Raw genomic sequence first — 16,371 nt, 5'->3', positions numbered from 1 at the left:
TCTAGACGGGCCGCATCCACTTTGCGGCACGCTATGATTTCAAGGCGAAGCAGAGTGTGCCATCCTTTTGGGGCACAACGCGCTTCGTTCCGTAAAATCTAGACGGGCCGCATTCACTTTGCGGCACGCTATGATTTCAAGGCGAAGCAGAGTGTGCCATCCTTTTGGGGCACAACGCGCTTCGTTCCGCGAAATCTACTTGACAAAAATAAAAATTCAGATTACTCTGTTCTACAGAGTAATCTGACTCTGCTCAGCAGAGTAAGCTGGATTACAGACTTTGATGATTCGCTGATTTTGCTGAATTGCAGACTTTGCTAAATGGCAAATCAATTGGAGTAGCGATGAGCAGTAATTGACGCAGTCGAGCAAAGCGCGACCAATGGGAGGACGAACCACAATGAAGAGCATGATCGAACTGCGGGACATACGCAAGCGCTACGGCGCCACCGTTGCGGTCGACGGCGTATCGTTAGAGGTGCAAAAAGGCGAAATATTCGGCATCGTCGGACCGAACGGCGCAGGCAAAACGACGCTGATCGAGATCCTGGAAGGGCTGCGTCAAGCGGACAGCGGAACGGCCCACTTGCTCGGTTTGGACATTGCCAAGCAGGCCGCCGCCATCAAGCAGCGCATCGGCGTGGCCTTTCAGGCGACCTCGGTGCCCCCGAAGGCCAGAGTCGGCGAGCTGGTGGAGCTATTCGCTTCTTTTTATAGCACCAAGACCGATCCCGAGCGGGCGCTGCGCTTTTTTGGCCTGGAGGAGCGGCGCCGCGCTTCCTTCAAGTCCCTGTCGGGCGGATGGAAGCAGCGGGTCGCGCTGGCGCTCGCCGTCGTCAATGATCCCGAGATCGTCTTCCTCGACGAGCCGAGCATGGGACTCGACCCGACAGCCCGCGGCGAGATGTGGCAGACGATCCGGCGCATGCGCGACGAAGGTCGCACCATCATCGTGACGACCCACTATATGGAAGAAGCGGAATCACTCTGCGATCGGGTGGCCGTCATGCGGCGCGGACGCATCGTCGCCGTCGATACGCCAGGTGCGCTGGTGGCGCAGCTGGGCGGCATCAAGCGGATCGGCTTCGCCGATCCGGCCGTCACCAGCCGCGATGCGCTGGCCGCCCTGCCCCATGTGGCGCTGGCCGAGCTCGAGCGCGGCAGCTGGAGCCTGCATTCCAGCGATATGGATCAGACGCTTAAGGCGCTTTTCCGTCTCGCCGACCAAGAGGGCTGGACCGTGAGCGGACTCCGGCTCGACGAGGCTTCCATGAACGAAGTGTTCCGCGAGCTGACCGCCGAACAGATGAAGGAGGAAACGCAATGACCGCTTTTCTGAAGCTCACCGCATTTGATTTTCGGCTATATGTACGCGATTGGATTACGATCTTCTGGGTGCTGATCTACCCGATTCTGATCCTGCTGCTGTTCGGCTCCATGTTCGGCGACAGCCCCGGCATTATCCCGGGCACGCGCTACATTGATAACTATGTACCCGCGCTGTGCGCAATGAACGTGATGTCCGTCGGATTATTTACGCTTAATATTAACATGGTCAATTATCGCGAGACCGGCATGCTGCGGCGCTTCCGCGTCACACCGCTGCCAAGGGCGTCGGTCCTGGCTTCTCATGCCACCCAAGGCGTCGTGCTGATCCTTGCAGGCGCGGTTGAAATTATCCTCATTGCGAAATTGGTCTGGAACATTGAGATTGGCGTAGCCGGCATCGGTCTGCTCGCGGTGTGTTTACTGCTTGGCGCACTTGGCTTTTTCAGCCTTGGCTTCGCGATGTCCGGCCTGTCCAATCAGCCCGGAGCGGCCAGCGGCATCGCCATGGCGCTGTTTTTCCCGATGATGTTCCTCTCCGGCATCGCGATGCCGCTTGAGATTTTACCGGCGTTCGTCCGGGCCGCGAGCAACTGGGTGCCGATGACCTATTTCGTCACGCTGGTGCAGGGCGTCTGGAGCGGCCAGACCGGACAGTCCTACGGGCTTGAGCTGCTTGTGTTGGCCGGCTTCGCCGCTGTGGCCGCGGCACTTGCATTTGTACTCTTCAGGTGGGAAAATAATGTGAACTGATTTCGAACCAGGAGTGAGCAAGCATGACCCAAAAAACGAACCCATCCGGTCTTTCCGACGGCGGCACGTCCAATAGCGGTACGTCCAACATCCATACGCCCAACGGCGGCTCCGCCGATCCGACCAAGCGCGAGCAGGCGCTGCAGGACATTCAATTCATGTCCATGCTGATCGCACGCAATCGGCGCAGATTGGACAACTCTCCTCCCTTTCTGGTCCTATGGGGACTCTATATGCTGATCGGCTTCGCCGGCATGCAGTTCGATGTGGAGGTATGGCCCGGCTGGTATTGGTCGATCGGCACGGTCGTAGCCAGCGCGATCTCGGCGGTCATCGGCATGCGCCTGCCGAAGGAGAGCGGCAACGAGCAAGGTGGCTCTTACGGCTGGATGTTCTGGGTGCCCTTTGCCGCGGTGCTGGCGAGTGGGGCCTTCATGATGTTCACCGGCATCGTCCGGCTCGAGTACGTGTCGTTGTTCTGGATGATGATGATCGGCATCGTCTACGTCGCGCTCGCCCCGCTGCTCGGGCGCAGACCGGTGCTGCTCGGCGGCGGACTGATCGTCCTGGCAATGCTCACACGGCTGCTGTTGATTGACTACCAGTTCCTGGTACTGGGTCTGATCGGCGGCGGCGGCACGATCGCCACAGGCTTGTACTTGCGAGCACGGAGCAAGCGTCATGGATGACAATGTCTTCGATGCGATCGATGACACGATTCATGCCAAGGCCAGGCTTGGCATCATGAGCTTGCTGGCGGTCCACGGCACCTGCGATTTCAAATTTTTGAAGACTGAGCTCGGCCTCACGGAGGGCAATCTGGGCAACCATATTCGCGTGCTGGAGGAAGCCGGGTACATTCAGGTGGAGAAGACCTTTGTCGGCAAGCGCCCCAAAACGATCTGCACGCCGTCGGATACCGGCATCCGGATGTTCCGTCAATATATCCAAGGACTCGAGCGCATCATTCGCATGACGCAGCAGCAAGCTCCGGCAAACGAGGACGACTGACGCTCCCGCCGCGTCCTCCGGCGCAGCCCTGCGGCGCAGAGCTGCGGACGCCTGGTGTAGCCATGGCGCTCGCGCTCGAAGCAGTCTCTGCGGGATATGACTGGTTAATCGCGAATAAGGCGGCACGCCCCGTGAGAGGACGCGCCGCTTTTTATCTGTGCCTACAAGCTATGCCCGTACCGCTGCATCTTCTTGCTTGCCCATAGTCGTCCGCCCGCCGTCATGCCGCCGGCCCCCTCGCGCTGGGAGCTGTGCAGGGAAAGTACGATGATGCCGCTGCCAAGACGAGCTACTGCTGCATCTGGGCATACAGTTCGTTCGCTTCCTGCTCCAACTGCGCGCCGCCGAGCTCGTTCCATTGCCGGACGAATTCGTCAAAATACGCGATGGGCTCGTTACCATAAATAATCGCCGTATACGCCTCGATCTTGAGCTTGCTCAGATCGCCCCAATACTGACCGGCCGACGGCAGCACCCCCGCCTTGCCGAACAGATCGGACATCGGGCTGGCGTAGAGCTTTTGCTGCTCCAATGTCTCCTTCGCCGTAAACTTCTCGAACAGGGCCGGGTTGCCCTGATTCGCAAATTCCGTCGTCAGTCCCGAATCGCGCAAGCCCTCCGCCTGCAGCTTGGCTCCGTCGTCATACGGCGGCAGCCGCTTCAGCCCGCCTTCCGCACCTCGCTCGGGATCGTGGTATGCCCAGTGCTTGCCCTCCTCGCCCCAGGCCAATGCGAGAAAGGTTTCTTCGTCGTTCTGAATCGTATTGATCATCTCCAGAATTTTGGCCAGCTTCTCCGGTTCGTCCTCCAGCTGGCGGCCGAACGCCCAGATATGGCCGCCTGTGCCCCATGCCCAACCGTGCTGGCCGCCGGGACCTTTGGGCAGCTCGCCGAAAGCAATGCTCCCCTCCGGATTCAATTGCTTGATCTTGCTGATCACACTGTTCGGATTGTCCGGATCGAGCGCATTGTTATTGCCCGAATCGTAGAATGCGACCTTGCCGTTGACCAGCTTGGTCTCCAGCTCCTGCCCGGTGACGAATTCCGGATCGATATACCCCTTGGCGAACCAGTCCGCGAGCAGCGCGAGCGCTTCCCTGGCCTCAGGCTGCGTAGCGCCGTTGACGACCTTGCCGTCGCGTTCCATCCACTGGATCGGCATGACGCCAAAAGCGCCGAAAATGGAATGGAACTGGTTGTAATCGACGTGCCCGTTCGTCGTCATGCCATAGACGCCGATCTCCTTGAGCGCCGCGAACGCGGCCTCGATCTCTTCCAGCGTCACGGGGATTGTATCGATGCCGACCTGCCGCAACAGATCATCCCGCCATAGCTGCTTGGTGTTGTATTGACCGGTGTAGTAGACCGTCGGCAGGCCGTAGTTGGCGCCGTCGTAGTTCGAATAATACCACGCCTGCGGCGCGAATGCGTTAAGCATCTTGAACGTGTCCGGCGCATGCGCTTCGATTACTTCCGGCGACACCTCCGCCAGCAGCCCCTGCGCCGCATAGCGGCTGATGTACTGTGGGTCCGGGACGTAGAAGATGTCCGGAATATCGTTCGAGCCCAGCAGAATCTGCTGCTTCTCCATGTAGCCGTCGGGGATAATGTAGGGCTCGATGGTCACGCCGAATTTTGCTTCCATGTATGTCTGCGCATACGAGTTGTCCGTCAGATTGCCCGGCAGCGGCATCCACTTGATTACGATCGGCTCTCTCGGCTCCGCTGCTGCTCCGTCCTTGTTGCCGGCGGTTCCTGCGGATGGCGCGCTTCCGTTGTCCCGGCTGTTCGCCGGAACGTTGTCGCCGCCCGAGCAAGCCCCGAGCAGGCTGGCGGCGAGCAGCAGCGTCACGCTCGCCGCCCCCCATTTTTCCCACGAGCTCCCCTTTTTTTGCATCTCGTTTTCCTCCCTTATAGTGGTGAACTGCTTCTTGAACGGCATTTCTCGTCAGCCTTTTACCGAGCCCAGCATGATGCCCTTGACGAAGTAACGCTGCACGAACGGATAGACAAGCAGGATCGGCAGCGAGACCGTCATGATCGTAGCCGCCTTGAGCGTCTCCGGCGTATACTGTGTCGGATCAAGCAATTGCTGGTCCGGCGTCAGACTGGCATTCTCCAGCACGGTGCGGCGCAAGAACAGCTGCAGCACCTGCTTGTCGGGATCGCTGATATAGATCAGCGCGTCGAACCAGGCGTTCCAGTGGCCGACCGCAGTCCAAAGCGCAATGACGGCGAGCACCGGGACCGAGAGCGGCAGCATGATGCGGGCGAAGATCGTCAGCTCGCGAGCGCCGTCGATACGGGCCGATTCGATAACCTCCCCCGGCACCGCCTCGAAGAAGTTGCGCAGGATGATGACACGGAAGGCGCTCACCGCGCCGGGCAGCACGAGCGCCCAGATCGTATCCAGCAGATGGAGTTGCTTGATCAGCAGGTAGGTCGGGATCAGGCCCCCGCTGAACAACATGCTGAAGACGAACAGGAAGGTAATGAATTTGCGATGCGGAAAGGTGCGCCGCGACAGCGGGTACGCAACCAGCGAGAGCACCACGATGACGAGCGCGACGCCCAGCGCCGTGCGCACGATTGTATTCAGATAAGCGCGCCACAACTGCGGATGCTCGAATATTTTGCCGTAGGCCTCGAAGGTCGGCGCCGTCGGCAAGACATGCAGCGATTCGCGAGCCGCGTCGGCCGGCGTGCTGAGCGAGATCGTCAATACATACATGAACGGATACAGGGTACTGATTCCGAGCAGCAGCAGCAGCAAAATATTGCACACATCGAATAAGCGCTCGCCGCGCGTCGATCTAATCATGCGCCCGCCCCCTTACCATAGTCCCTGCTCCTTGTCGTACAGCTTGACGAGCGCGTTGCCGATCAGGACCAGCGCCAGGCCGACGATCGCCTTGAAGATCCCGGCCGCGGTGCCGAGTGCGTAATCGAGCGCCAGCAATCTGCGCAGCACGTACGTATCCAGAATCTCGGCCACCTGCGAGGTCGCCGGCGTCATCAGATTGTAGACCTGATCGAAGCCGACCGACAGGAAGCCGCTGATGCCGAGCAGGAACACGATGATGACCGTCGGCATGATCGACGGCAGCGTGATGTGCCAGGCCCGCTGCCCGCGTCCGGCGCCATCGACGATCGCGGCGTCGTACAGGGTCGGATCGATCGCGGCCAGCGCTGCGAAGTAGATGATCGAGCCCCAACCGATGCTCTGCCAGATATCGGAGGCGACCAGGATGCCGTAGAAGTAATCGGGGTACAACAGCCAGCTCACCGGCTCGACGCCGATCAGGCCGAGCAACTGATTGAAGCCGCCATCCAGGCTGAGGAAGGCGAACATCATGCCGCTGAGAATGACCCACGAAAAAAAATGCGGCAAGTACGACACCGTCTGAATGATCTTGCGGAACAGCAGCACCCGCACCTCGTTGAGCATCAACGCCAGGATGATCGGAGCGGGGAACGCGATGACAAGCTTGAGTGCGGCAATAATGACCGTATTGCGCAACGCGTCCTTGAAGCCCGGTCCTGTGAACAAACGCTCGAAATGGGCAAGGCCTGCCCACGGACTGCCCATGACGCCCTCCAGCAGTCGATAGTCCTTGAAGGCGATCAGGACGCCATACAGCGGAAAATACTCGAATACGAAAAACAAAACAAAACCAGGCAAAAACATCAAGATCAGACTGAGATGCGATGTGTAGGACCGCCATAGGCGATACGCACTGCCTCTGTGGCGACGCTCGCCCAGCGCGGCTGCCGGTTGCGGCATGGAACCCCTCCTTACGTTCATTCGTTGCGGTTAACCGAGCACGGGCTTGGGCGGCCGGATTCGGTTAATCCCAGATTAGAATGAGGTCGGTTCCAGTTCAATGATCACCTTTTGATGCGCTCCCGGCGGGTAGGAGCCCCTCCCCCCGGTCCCCTCAGGCGGAGGCGCGGGCGCGATACTCGCCCGGCGTACATTGCTCCAGCTTCTTGAAGACGCGGATGAGATGCTGCGCATTGGCATAGCCGACCTCGCCGGCCACCTGCGCGATGGTCAGCTCCGTCTCGCGCAGCAGCCGCTTGGCACGCTCTACGCGGAAGCGTGTGACATGCTGAATGAAGGTACCGCCGGTCTCTTGCTTGAAGATGAGGCTCACATAGGACGGCGTCATCCGCAGCTCCTCCGCCACCAGTTGCAGCGACAGGTCCTGAGCGTAGCGCTCCTCCACGATCCGCAGCGCCTTGCGCGCGACCTCTTCCTTGCGCTGCTTGCGCGAGGACCGGATCAGCGCCATGATCGGCAGAATCGCCGCCTCGGTGAACCACGCGTCCATCTCGCTCACACTGGCCAGTCGGAAGAAGGCGTCATACGGATTGGTTCCCCCGAAGACAGGCGCCAAGTCCGCTTCGTACTCCTGAGCCAATCGCAGCAGTGCGGCCAGCAGCTGCAGGTCGTACGTCTTGATCATAGAGAAGGGTAGGCGGCGTTGCGCCAGCTCCTCATGGAAGCGCGTCAGCGCCGTCCCGGCGCCGGCCTCGTCGCCGGAGCGCACGCACTCCAGCAGCGCGCCCTCGGCCTGGGAGGGGTAGGCGGCAAGCGGATGCGCCCGGCCGCGCTGCGTCGTGTCCGAGAGCACGACATCCCCCAGCTCCAGCCAGTTGAGCCGCAGCTCGCGCAGCGCCTCATGGTACGAGAGCGACAACTGGTCAAAAGACGCCACGCAGCGGCCGACACCGATTGTGACCGAGTGGCGCGTGTAGCGCCGCACTTCGGCACGAATCTGCTCGGCCGCCTCCAGGACATAAGCATCGGCGCTGATGCGCTTGAGATTGAAGATCACGACGACATGATCATGCGTCACGACTGTCTCGACCCGGCAGCGCGCCTCCAGCAGCTCGTTGATGATATTGGCCGCCGCGAACAGGAAGAGCGGCAAGTCCTCGTCCGAAAAGCGGGCGTCGGCGCCGCCTGCGACCATTTCGACGACCAGCACAGCGAAAAGCGGTTCGCCAAACAACTCGATTTCCTTCTGATAGCGCTCGGTCAGATGCGCCGTCGAGCTCGCATTGCCGACGATGGCCGACAACAGATAGTGCGCCCGCAGCAGCGGCAGCTGGTCCCTCCACGAGGCGCGCACCTCCCGCACCTCGTTCATCAGCGAGGCGATATTCGCGGCGATGTATTCGACCTGGCCGGCGTAGTGATCGGAGGGGGCCGTCAGCCGGGCTTCGCGGCGAAGCGCGACGCGCTCCGGCTCGAAGAGGCGCAGCAGCCGTTGAATGCCGCGCTGGAAGCGCGCAAAGCTGAAGTACGCCGTCACGAGCGCGAGCAGCGACAGCCCGAGCGTGCTGGTCACAATGATGCGCCGCAGCAGCGCGAGGCTCTGGCTCGCCGAATCGACCGGCACAATCATCGCATAGACCCACTCGTGGCCGTCGGATTTTTTGAGCGTCACGTAGAGCTCCGGCTCATGGAGACGGTACGTCGTCTGATCCCACCGGGCGGCAGAGCTGACGGCGCCGTCGTCTTCGGCACGAATGATCTCGGCCACCTGCCGGCGCTGGGCCTCGGTCAGCTGCAGATTGCCCTGCTGTACGATCGTCTCCTGCCGCTCGCCGAGCACGAGAATCGCGCCGTCCGTCTGCTCGGGCAGCGGCCCGATCAAGCGATGCAGATATGACGGCTTCAGATTGACCAGCAGCACGGCGCGGGCCTTGCTGGAGAGGAGGGGCAGCAGCCGGGCATGTGTAATGACCGGGTACGGCGTCTCTTGCGGACTCACGGCCATGCGCGGCGCCATCCACAGACTCTGGACGCCCGCCTGCTCGGCGCGCTCGACCTGCGGCATCCACGACAGATCCGCATACTGGCCGTTGGAGAGGGAGAACAGACCGCGCGAGGAGACGACCAGCTCCTGTTCGAAGTGATAGAAGTCGACCGTGTCAATGCCGTTGATTGTACCTGCGAAGGCATTCAGCTCGCTTTTGAGCTGATTGGTCGCCTGCAGCGTGCCCAGACGCGGCTGCGCCCCGATTTTGGCGATCTCGATCAGATTGACCTGCATCGCCAGTTGGGTGGTGAATTGCTCGATCTGACTTAGCGTCGCGTCCATTTGGCGGCTCATCTGGTTCATGGCAGTGAGCGACGAACGATGGATTTCCGACTTGACGACATCGGTGCCCATGACATACACAAATGCGCCGAAGCCGACCACCGGCAAGATCGACAAGACCAGCACCACAGTAATCATGCGCAGCCGCCTCATGTCAGCTCCCCCTCTCGTAAATTCGTTGCATATTTATAATTGCAAACGCTTTAATTATCCGACAGTATACCGAATCGCGGACAAAAAATCGATGATGTTTTTTTGAAAGCTCCGATCCGCGCAGTGTGAGTGGCGGCGGCGACTGGCACGGCGAGAGGCCCCTCCCGGCGCCGCTCGCGCCGGAAGGGGCCTCTTACCTGGGACGGATCAATTCACCGTGAAGACCTTGATCCCCGCATTGCTGTTCGCCAGATAGACGCGATCGCCGACGGTCACCGTATCGAAGGCGCTGTTGCTCGGCGTGCCCGTCGCGCCCACCTGGACCGGAGCCGCCGGATCGGCGATGCGCGCATATACGAGCTGGTTGCGGTAGCCGCCCAGCAGGGCGTACGGGCCGACCAGTTCCACGCTGACCGTCGCCGAATCCGTATCGAGCTGGCTGACATACGCCGGGGACATCTTGTCGCTCACATCCAGCACGAGCAGACCGCCGTCTCCGGTGTTCGTCGAGTTGGCGACATACGCGTAGTCGTCCCTGACCGCGATGTGCCGCGCCGAGATTACACTCGTGTACGTACCGATGACCGCTGCCGCGCTCGGCGACGTAATGTCGACGATCGACAATCCCGCCGTACCGCCTGCGACATAGGCGTAGTCGCCCGCGATGTGCAGGCTGCCGACATTGCCGAGCCCGCTCAGCGTGCGCACCGAGGCGATGCTCGCCGGATCGGACACGTCGTAGATGCCGAGCCCATTCGTACCGCGCGCCACATAGGCGAGATTGCCCTGGATGCGAATGTCCGACGCATTGGAGACGGTCAGCGAGCCGAGCGTCTGCGGGTCGACCGGATCCGATACGTCGATCGCATACAGCTTACCGCCCCCGGTCGCATACAGCGTATCCCCGTCCAGCGCCAGATTGGACACGGCGATCGCGATCGTGCTCAGCGGCTGGATGTCCGCCGGATCGGACGCATCCAGGATCTGCAGACTGTCGCGGTCGGCGACATAGACGGTCGTGCCGTCCACTGCCAGCTCGAATGCGCGACCGCTCGTATCGTAGGCGCCCGCCAGCCGGGGCTGGAAGCTCGCCTCCACCACCCGCGGCGGTCCCGCAGTACCGGAGCTGTCCTTCGCCACGACACGGTAGTAGTAGGGCAGCGCATCGGCGGCGCTGTCGGTGTAGGTCAGATCGGTTACCGTCGCCAGCTCGGCATAGGGCCCGTCGGCATACACCGCACGTGCCACTGTATACGACGCGGCCATGTCGACCTCCGGCCAATCGAGCCAGACCGAGCCGTCCAGCTGCTGGCGCGCGGCGGCAAACGTCAGATACGGCAGCGCCTCGCCGCCCTGCCACAATGCCGTGCCGATGCTGCCCGTGTCGTCGTATGCCTCCCCGTTGCCGGTGAAGTCATTATCCGCCAGCAGCGTATGATACGAGCTGTCCGCCAGATGCACACCGGCATACGCATCGCGCACCCGATTGTCCGCGACGATCATGCCGAGCGCCATCGGATAGCTGGCCTCGCCCGGCGTCGAGACGACGATGCCGCTGCGCGTCACATAGCGCGCCTCGTAGGCAGAGCCGTACGGCACGTCGGTGCCGATCGAGGTCAGCTCATTGCCTCGCACCTCGTTGCCGAAGATCCCCGTAGACGGCAGACCCGCAGCCGGCGCCGCGACGATGCCGCCGTCCACGCCCGGTCCGATTGCCAGTGTATTGCCCTGTCCGTGTCCCGGCTTGGAGCTGCCGCTGAGCGTATTGTCCGCGATGTACGAAAAGTAGGAATAGTCTGCACGCTTGCCGTCGTCGTTCTGATTGGCCGCCATCCAGATGCCGCCGGTGTTGTGCAACGTATTGCCCTCAATAATGTTGTCGTAATCCTTCGTGTAGAACATGATGCCGCCCTTGTTGGTCTGGCCCGCCAAATGGTTGCCGATGACAATGTTGTGGTGAGCGGTCAGCGCATCAACCGTGTAGGTGCTGGTCGCATCCGGCACGATGTCCCACGGCTCGTCGAGCTGCAGCTCGGTCGACGTCGCCGCCGTAATGATCCGATGCTGACCGAGGCCCCGCCCGCCGTTAATCATCACCTGGCGGCCGACATAGCCGGACGTATAGGCCGCATCCGTATCGGTCAGCGTCTGCGCGCCCGCCGCATCGACGGCGGCATAGATCAGCCGGCTTGCTCCCTGCCAGAGCAGCCCCTCTCCCTCGTTGCCGGTCGCCGAGCCGAAGACGCCCGCGGTCGTATTGCCCGCGACATAGCTCTCCGCCCTTGGAAAGTCTGCGTAGCGATGCTCGATCGCGCCGCCCGCCTCATTCCAGCGGAAGCCGACGGTCGGCACGTAGGTCTCGTAATCGACGCCAGTCAATGTGTTGTCCTCGTACCAGACACGGCCCGAGGACACGTACGTGCCCGGACGCATCATATTGCGCACCTCATTGCCGCGGAAGCGGGTTAGCCGATTGCTCGCTTCGACGCCACTGTGCGTGACGAGCAGCTCCGAATCTTCAATGACGCCGATACCGGTCGTATACATCGCCACGGCCGAGCCGTCGGAGGCTTCGATGTGCACGTTCTTGATCAGGTAGCCGGCCGAATCGGCCGGTACGGGAGCGCTGCCGTAGTCGTCATGTCCGCCCCGCGCCACGCCGATAAAGGCGACGGGCACGACGTAGCCGTGAATGCGCCGCCGATCGTCTGTGGACGGCCGAATCGCGTCGCTGTCGATCGCCAGATCGGCGATGCCCGCATACGGGTCGTCGCTGAAGACCAGCTTGCGCGCTTCGCCGTAGTTGCGATTCGTGAATGCCTCGCGCGGCAGGATCGAGCGCGGATAATCCGGCGTCGCCTCGCCGCTGTAGACGAGCCGCGTCTCCGACTTGCCCGCTCCGCGCAGGATCGTCCGTGCGGGAATCGACAGTGAAGTGAACAGATAGTCATGCTCCCCCAGCTCGACGATCCCGCCTCCTGCCGCTTCGGCCGCGTCGAGCGCATCCTGGATCGCCTCCGTATCATCGGTCACGCCGTCGCCGGACGCCCCATACGCGTCCGCGTCGAATACTTGCTGGTGCGGGATCTCCGTCAGCCAGTGCACCTGCAGCCCGAGCGCACTCTCCAGTGCGGACGCATGCGCATTGGCTGTCACGACGGCAAGCGTCTGATCACCCTCCAGCAGCACCTTGCCATACGTCCCGCCGACACCGCTGGTCACCTCGATGCGATACTCGCCGCCGACTGCGGCGGCCGGCACCTCGAAGTCGACGGTATAGGCGTCCGCGGCCGTCACCGTGGCGCTCAGCGCCACAGCGGTCGTCGTCTCGATCAGTGTGATTGCGGTGCCCGCGGCGCTGCCGCTCCCCGGATCGACGAGATTGCGTCCGAACAATCGCACCGTCTGCCCTTCGTAAGCGGTCGTATCCGAGATCCAGAACGGCTCCGCCCGGTTGAGCCAGAACGGCTCGCTCGTCCCTGCAGCGGTCTGCACCCACAGCGCGTATACATCGTCCGGCGCCGTCTCGGGCAGCGCCGCATGGATGACCTGATCCTCAGCCTGGATGACCTCCAGCTCCACAGTCGCATTGCCCGGATCCAGCGCCAATCCCGCCCCGAGCGGCTGCGCGATCACCTCGGCGTCCGGATCGCCGAGCGCACCGCCGTAGATGCCGATCACGTCGCCCGGCTCCGCCTTCCAGGTCGCGTGCAGCACGACCGGCTCCTCGGTCGGCGCAGCCTTCGCCGTAGAAGCCGACAGCGCCGCCGCCGATGCCACAGTCAACGACACCGTCAGCAACGCGCTCAGCATGCTTTTACTCCTTGCCTTTTCGAACCATTTTTTCAGTTTCATCATTTCATCATCGCTCCTCTGCATGTGATTCGGTTGCCCGTCACTTGTCCGCCGATCTCGGGTGCTACCAGCCTCCCTTCTTCCCAAGTAACCGTTTCCAATTTCTTCTTGTTCAGACCCCGCCGCACCGCTCATCTGGCGCCGGTCCATAGTCAATGTAGCGCGAGCCCGGTTCCAACGCAATGATCATCCCTTGAAATTTGGCGGGCGCGCCTCGCCCGCTTGCTTTTTCAACCGTAACAATTATGCTATACTAACCGAATAAAGGAGGTGCCTACTGATGGAGAATCCGTTGCGATTGTCTGTGACTTCCACCACTCATGCAAAGCCCGAGATCGGAAAAGCGTACCTTTGCATGGGGCAAAACGTAAGTAACGCTTACGCTTCATAGGCTTTTCTGATCATTTGGCTTTGCGCCTTATTTTCATTTCAAATAAGGAGTGGAGCGCAAGTGAAATATACGAATGCCAAACAGATCCTGCCCGAGCGTCTGCTCGCAGAAATTCAGCACTATATTCAAGGCGAATCACTTTACATTCCAAAGCAAGCGCAAGCCTATCGCAAGTGGGGCAGTCTCAGCGGCGGCAGACAGGCGTTGGATCGCCGCAACGATGCCATTCGGCAGGCCTTTCGCCATCAGTCCAGCATTGAGCAGTTGGCAGAGGACTATTTTCTCTCCGTCGATACCATTAAGCGAATTGTGTATGCCAAGCAAAAGTAATCGACGTGGCACCGGTCATTCACTGACCGGTGTTTTTATTTATTTTAAGCAGCATGAAAATAGGGTCAAGTTTACCTCCTAGTCATAGTCGTCCTATGAAGCGCTGCCCGATCAGGGTAGAATAAGCTGGCGGGAATCGATAAGGAAGCTTGAGGAAAGCGAGGAAACGACAATGAATAAAGGCCCGAGTAAAAGCAGACATCTGGTCGACCCGGAAATTTTGAGCGCAGTCGATCAATTTCCTACGGTTGACTTGACCGACGAGATCCTGCACAGCTCGCGTGAAAGCCATGCCAAGGTGCTGCAGCAGATCGATGTGACGGAGGATTACCCGGTTTCGTTTGAACAGCTCGTGGTGCCCAGTTCTTTTGACGGCCCGGACATCCGGATCGAAATGATCAAGCCGCTGCGGCCAAAGTATGACAAGATGCCGTTCTACTATTCCATTCACGGCGGCGGCATGGTATCGGGCAGTGCGGCCGGCGACCGGACGAGTCTGGCGGCGCTCGCGGCCGAGCACGGATTGTGCTGCGCAGCGGTCGACTACCGCCTGGCGCCCGAGCATGTTCAACCCAGTCAGTTGCAGGATTGCTACTCGGGACTCAAGTGGTGCGTGGAGCACGCCGACGAATTGCGGATCGACGCGACCAGGATTGCGATCGGCGGAAGCAGCGCAGGAGCCGGATTGGCGGCAGGGCTCGCTTTATACATTCGGGACCAACAGGAATTCGACATTCATCATCTCAGACTGCGCAACCCGATGCTGGACGACCGCACCGCCGTTACCCCGGAGCACCCGTACGCGGGCGAATTTTTCTGGACGAAGGGCAGCAACTATTTTGGCTGGGAATCGGTGTTGGGCCATGAACCGGGACAGGATGAGGTGAGCGAATACTACGTGCCTGCGCGAGCCAGCTCGCTGAGCGGCCTGCCGCCGACCTATATTAGCATCGGCAGTATCGATTTGTTCATCGATGAAGCCCTGCGATTTGCCAAGCAACTGGCCTACGACGGCGTACCGGTCGAGCTGCATGTCTATCCCGGCTACCATCACATGTCCCCGATGTTTCCGCAGGCCCATTACGCGCAGGAAGGCGCCAGAACAAGCGAGCATGCTCTGCTGAAGGCGCTGGGCCTGCGATAAAATCCGTCACCCGAGCTGCAGTAGCCAGGCCGCACACGCCCCTGTCGCCACCACAAGCCAGGGCGGCAAACGCCAGTAAGCCAGCATGACGAAGAGCGCCAGCGCGAGTGCCGCATCCTGCGCTCCCCGCACAGCCGTCGCCAGCAGCGCAGCGGGCAACGACAGCGACGGCGACCAGTTGGAGCCCGCGCAGCCAGCACGCGCCAGCCGCTTCGCCAGGCAGGAGCAGCGCCAGCACGAGCAGCGCCGCCGCCGGCGGCGTACATATTCGTCATGAAAGTAGCCCAGATGCGCGATCGGCCCGCCAGCGGGCCGTTTTGCGGCTTGGCCGCTTCCTCTTCGCAGGCAGAGCCTGCTTTTTGAGCCTACTCAGAGCCTACTCAGAGCCTGCTCTACGCCTTAATCGAGCCGAGCAGCGCGCCCTTGGCGAAGTGCTTCTGCAGGAACGGGTAGACGACCAGCACCGGCAGCGTGGCGACGACGATGACCGCCATCTTGACCGATTGCGAGGGCGGCGGCACGTCGGTGTAGACGGTGTTGTCGTAATTGAGCCCGCTCGCCAGCACGATGATCTGGCGCAGCAGCACCTGGACCGGCCACTTGGACGCGTCATTCAGGTACATGATCGCGTGCATATATGTGTTCCAGTACGTCACCGCGTAGAACAGCGAGATCGTCGCAATCGCCGGCATCGAGCACGGAATGACGATACGGAACAGGACGCCGAAGTCACTGCAGCCGTCGATCTTGGCCGATTCCTCGAGCCCGGCGGGCAGGTTCTGGAAGAACGTCTTGAGGATGATCATGTTGAACACATTGATCGTCACCGGCACGACGAGCGCCAGATACGAGTTAATCAGGCCCGTCCCCTGCACGACCAGGAACGTCGGGATCATGCCGCCGTTGAACAACATCGTGAAGACGAACAGGAACATGATCGCATTGCGGCCCCGCAGATCGCGGCGCGAGAGCCCGTAGGCGGTCATGACCGAGATCAGCATGCTCCAGGCGGTGCCCAGTCCCGTGACCAGGATCGAGACCAGCATCGCCTTGGGCAGCGTGCTGGTGGAGAAAATATACGCGTACGCATCCAGCGAGAATTTCGTCGGAATCAGCAAAAAGTTCGTCGCGGCGATCTCCGCCGATGTGGCGAAGGAGCTGCCGAATACATGAACAAACGGCAGCACGGTGACCAAGGCAATCAAGCTGAGCAAAATCGCGTTGATGCCGCTGAACAAACGGCTGCTCCAGGATTTTTCGCCAACCATTCGTTTCCCTCCTTACGGACATCCCCG

12 protein-coding genes are annotated in these 16,371 nt (G+C 61.0%); 6 read left to right on the top strand and 6 right to left on the bottom strand.

Features of this window, described 5'->3' with window-relative positions; translation table 11 throughout:
- Positions 1-400: 400 nt before the first annotated feature.
- The 4 genes from IDH44_RS00545 to IDH44_RS00530 are packed head-to-tail and all read left to right on the top strand — an operon-like array spanning position 401 to position 3,090.
- A complete protein-coding gene (locus IDH44_RS00545; protein ID WP_190913681.1) occupies positions 401-1,327 on the top strand; it encodes an ABC transporter ATP-binding protein in 927 nt (308 codons plus the stop codon).
- Entirely contained in the window at positions 1,324-2,079 is a 756-nt protein-coding gene (locus IDH44_RS00540) for an ABC transporter permease (protein WP_190913679.1), read from the top strand. Before IDH44_RS00545 ends, IDH44_RS00540 begins: the two co-directional genes overlap by 4 nt.
- Positions 2,080-2,102: 23 nt before the next feature.
- Positions 2,103-2,768 carry a hypothetical protein gene (locus tag IDH44_RS00535; RefSeq protein ID WP_190913677.1) on the top strand — a complete coding sequence of 222 codons (666 nt, stop codon included), beginning with the start codon at positions 2,103-2,105 and terminating at the stop codon, positions 2,766-2,768.
- The gene (locus IDH44_RS00530; RefSeq protein WP_190913675.1) at positions 2,761-3,090 is read left to right on the top strand and encodes a winged helix-turn-helix domain-containing protein; all 330 of its coding nucleotides are present in this window, start codon (positions 2,761-2,763) and stop codon (positions 3,088-3,090) included. Before IDH44_RS00535 ends, IDH44_RS00530 begins: the two co-directional genes overlap by 8 nt.
- A gap of 289 nt (positions 3,091-3,379) precedes the next feature.
- Here IDH44_RS00530 and IDH44_RS00525 read toward each other — a convergent pair whose 3' ends face one another.
- From IDH44_RS00525 to IDH44_RS00505, 5 genes are all read right to left on the bottom strand, one after another.
- Complete coding sequence (locus IDH44_RS00525; protein ID WP_190913673.1) at positions 3,380-4,987, bottom strand: extracellular solute-binding protein; 1,608 nt, start codon at positions 4,985-4,987, stop codon at positions 3,380-3,382.
- Between the two features lie 51 nt (positions 4,988-5,038).
- Entirely contained in the window at positions 5,039-5,911 is an 873-nt protein-coding gene (locus tag IDH44_RS00520; protein ID WP_190913671.1) for a carbohydrate ABC transporter permease, read from the bottom strand.
- A 12-nt stretch (positions 5,912-5,923) separates the two neighbouring features.
- Entirely contained in the window at positions 5,924-6,874 is a 951-nt protein-coding gene (locus IDH44_RS00515) for an ABC transporter permease (protein ID WP_190913669.1), read from the bottom strand.
- Between the two features lie 154 nt (positions 6,875-7,028).
- On the bottom strand, positions 7,029-9,356 hold the full coding sequence (locus IDH44_RS00510) for a helix-turn-helix domain-containing protein (RefSeq protein WP_190913667.1): 2,328 nt from the start codon (positions 9,354-9,356) through the stop codon (positions 7,029-7,031).
- A 207-nt stretch (positions 9,357-9,563) separates the two neighbouring features.
- Complete coding sequence (locus IDH44_RS00505) at positions 9,564-13,214, bottom strand: glycosyl hydrolase family 28-related protein (protein WP_190913665.1); 3,651 nt, start codon at positions 13,212-13,214, stop codon at positions 9,564-9,566.
- Between the two features lie 448 nt (positions 13,215-13,662).
- On the opposite strand from IDH44_RS00505, the gene IDH44_RS00500 reads away from it, so the two are divergent.
- Together IDH44_RS00500 and IDH44_RS00495 are read left to right on the top strand one after the other, a co-directional pair.
- Entirely contained in the window at positions 13,663-13,932 is a 270-nt protein-coding gene (locus IDH44_RS00500) for a CD3324 family protein (protein ID WP_190913663.1), read from the top strand.
- Positions 13,933-14,104: 172 nt separating this feature from the next.
- Positions 14,105-15,076, top strand: coding sequence for an alpha/beta hydrolase fold domain-containing protein (locus IDH44_RS00495; RefSeq protein ID WP_190913662.1), 972 nt, complete (start codon positions 14,105-14,107; stop codon positions 15,074-15,076).
- Between the two features lie 392 nt (positions 15,077-15,468).
- Here the strand turns inward: IDH44_RS00495 and IDH44_RS00490 are convergent, their stop codons facing one another.
- Positions 15,469-16,344, bottom strand: a complete 876-nt coding sequence (locus IDH44_RS00490) for a carbohydrate ABC transporter permease (RefSeq protein WP_190913660.1) — start codon at positions 16,342-16,344, stop codon at positions 15,469-15,471.
- Positions 16,345-16,371 lie beyond the last annotated feature (27 nt).

The organism is Paenibacillus sabuli, from assembly GCF_014705605.1.
Lineage (GTDB): Bacteria > Bacillota > Bacilli > Paenibacillales > Paenibacillaceae > Paenibacillus_D > Paenibacillus_D sabuli.
This window is presented reverse-complemented; position numbering and strand designations above follow the sequence as displayed.

What these genes read in the sequence shown, in the direction of transcription:
- IDH44_RS00545 (WP_190913681.1), top strand. Translation starts at nt 401, where the DNA reads ATGAAGAGCATGATCGAACTGCGGGACATACGCAAGCGCTACGGCGCC.
- IDH44_RS00540 (WP_190913679.1), top strand. Translation starts at nt 1,324, where the DNA reads ATGACCGCTTTTCTGAAGCTCACCGCATTTGATTTTCGGCTATATGTA.
- IDH44_RS00535 (WP_190913677.1), top strand. Translation starts at nt 2,103, where the DNA reads ATGACCCAAAAAACGAACCCATCCGGTCTTTCCGACGGCGGCACGTCC.
- IDH44_RS00530 (WP_190913675.1), top strand. Translation starts at nt 2,761, where the DNA reads ATGGATGACAATGTCTTCGATGCGATCGATGACACGATTCATGCCAAG.
- IDH44_RS00525 (WP_190913673.1), bottom strand. Translation starts at nt 4,987, where the DNA reads ATGCAAAAAAAGGGGAGCTCGTGGGAAAAATGGGGGGCGGCGAGCGTG.
- IDH44_RS00520 (WP_190913671.1), bottom strand. Translation starts at nt 5,911, where the DNA reads ATGATTAGATCGACGCGCGGCGAGCGCTTATTCGATGTGTGCAATATT.
- IDH44_RS00515 (WP_190913669.1), bottom strand. Translation starts at nt 6,874, where the DNA reads ATGCCGCAACCGGCAGCCGCGCTGGGCGAGCGTCGCCACAGAGGCAGT.
- IDH44_RS00510 (WP_190913667.1), bottom strand. Translation starts at nt 9,356, where the DNA reads ATGAGGCGGCTGCGCATGATTACTGTGGTGCTGGTCTTGTCGATCTTG.
- IDH44_RS00505 (WP_190913665.1), bottom strand. Translation starts at nt 13,214, where the DNA reads ATGATGAAACTGAAAAAATGGTTCGAAAAGGCAAGGAGTAAAAGCATG.
- IDH44_RS00495 (WP_190913662.1), top strand. Translation starts at nt 14,105, where the DNA reads ATGAATAAAGGCCCGAGTAAAAGCAGACATCTGGTCGACCCGGAAATT.
- IDH44_RS00490 (WP_190913660.1), bottom strand. Translation starts at nt 16,344, where the DNA reads ATGGTTGGCGAAAAATCCTGGAGCAGCCGTTTGTTCAGCGGCATCAAC.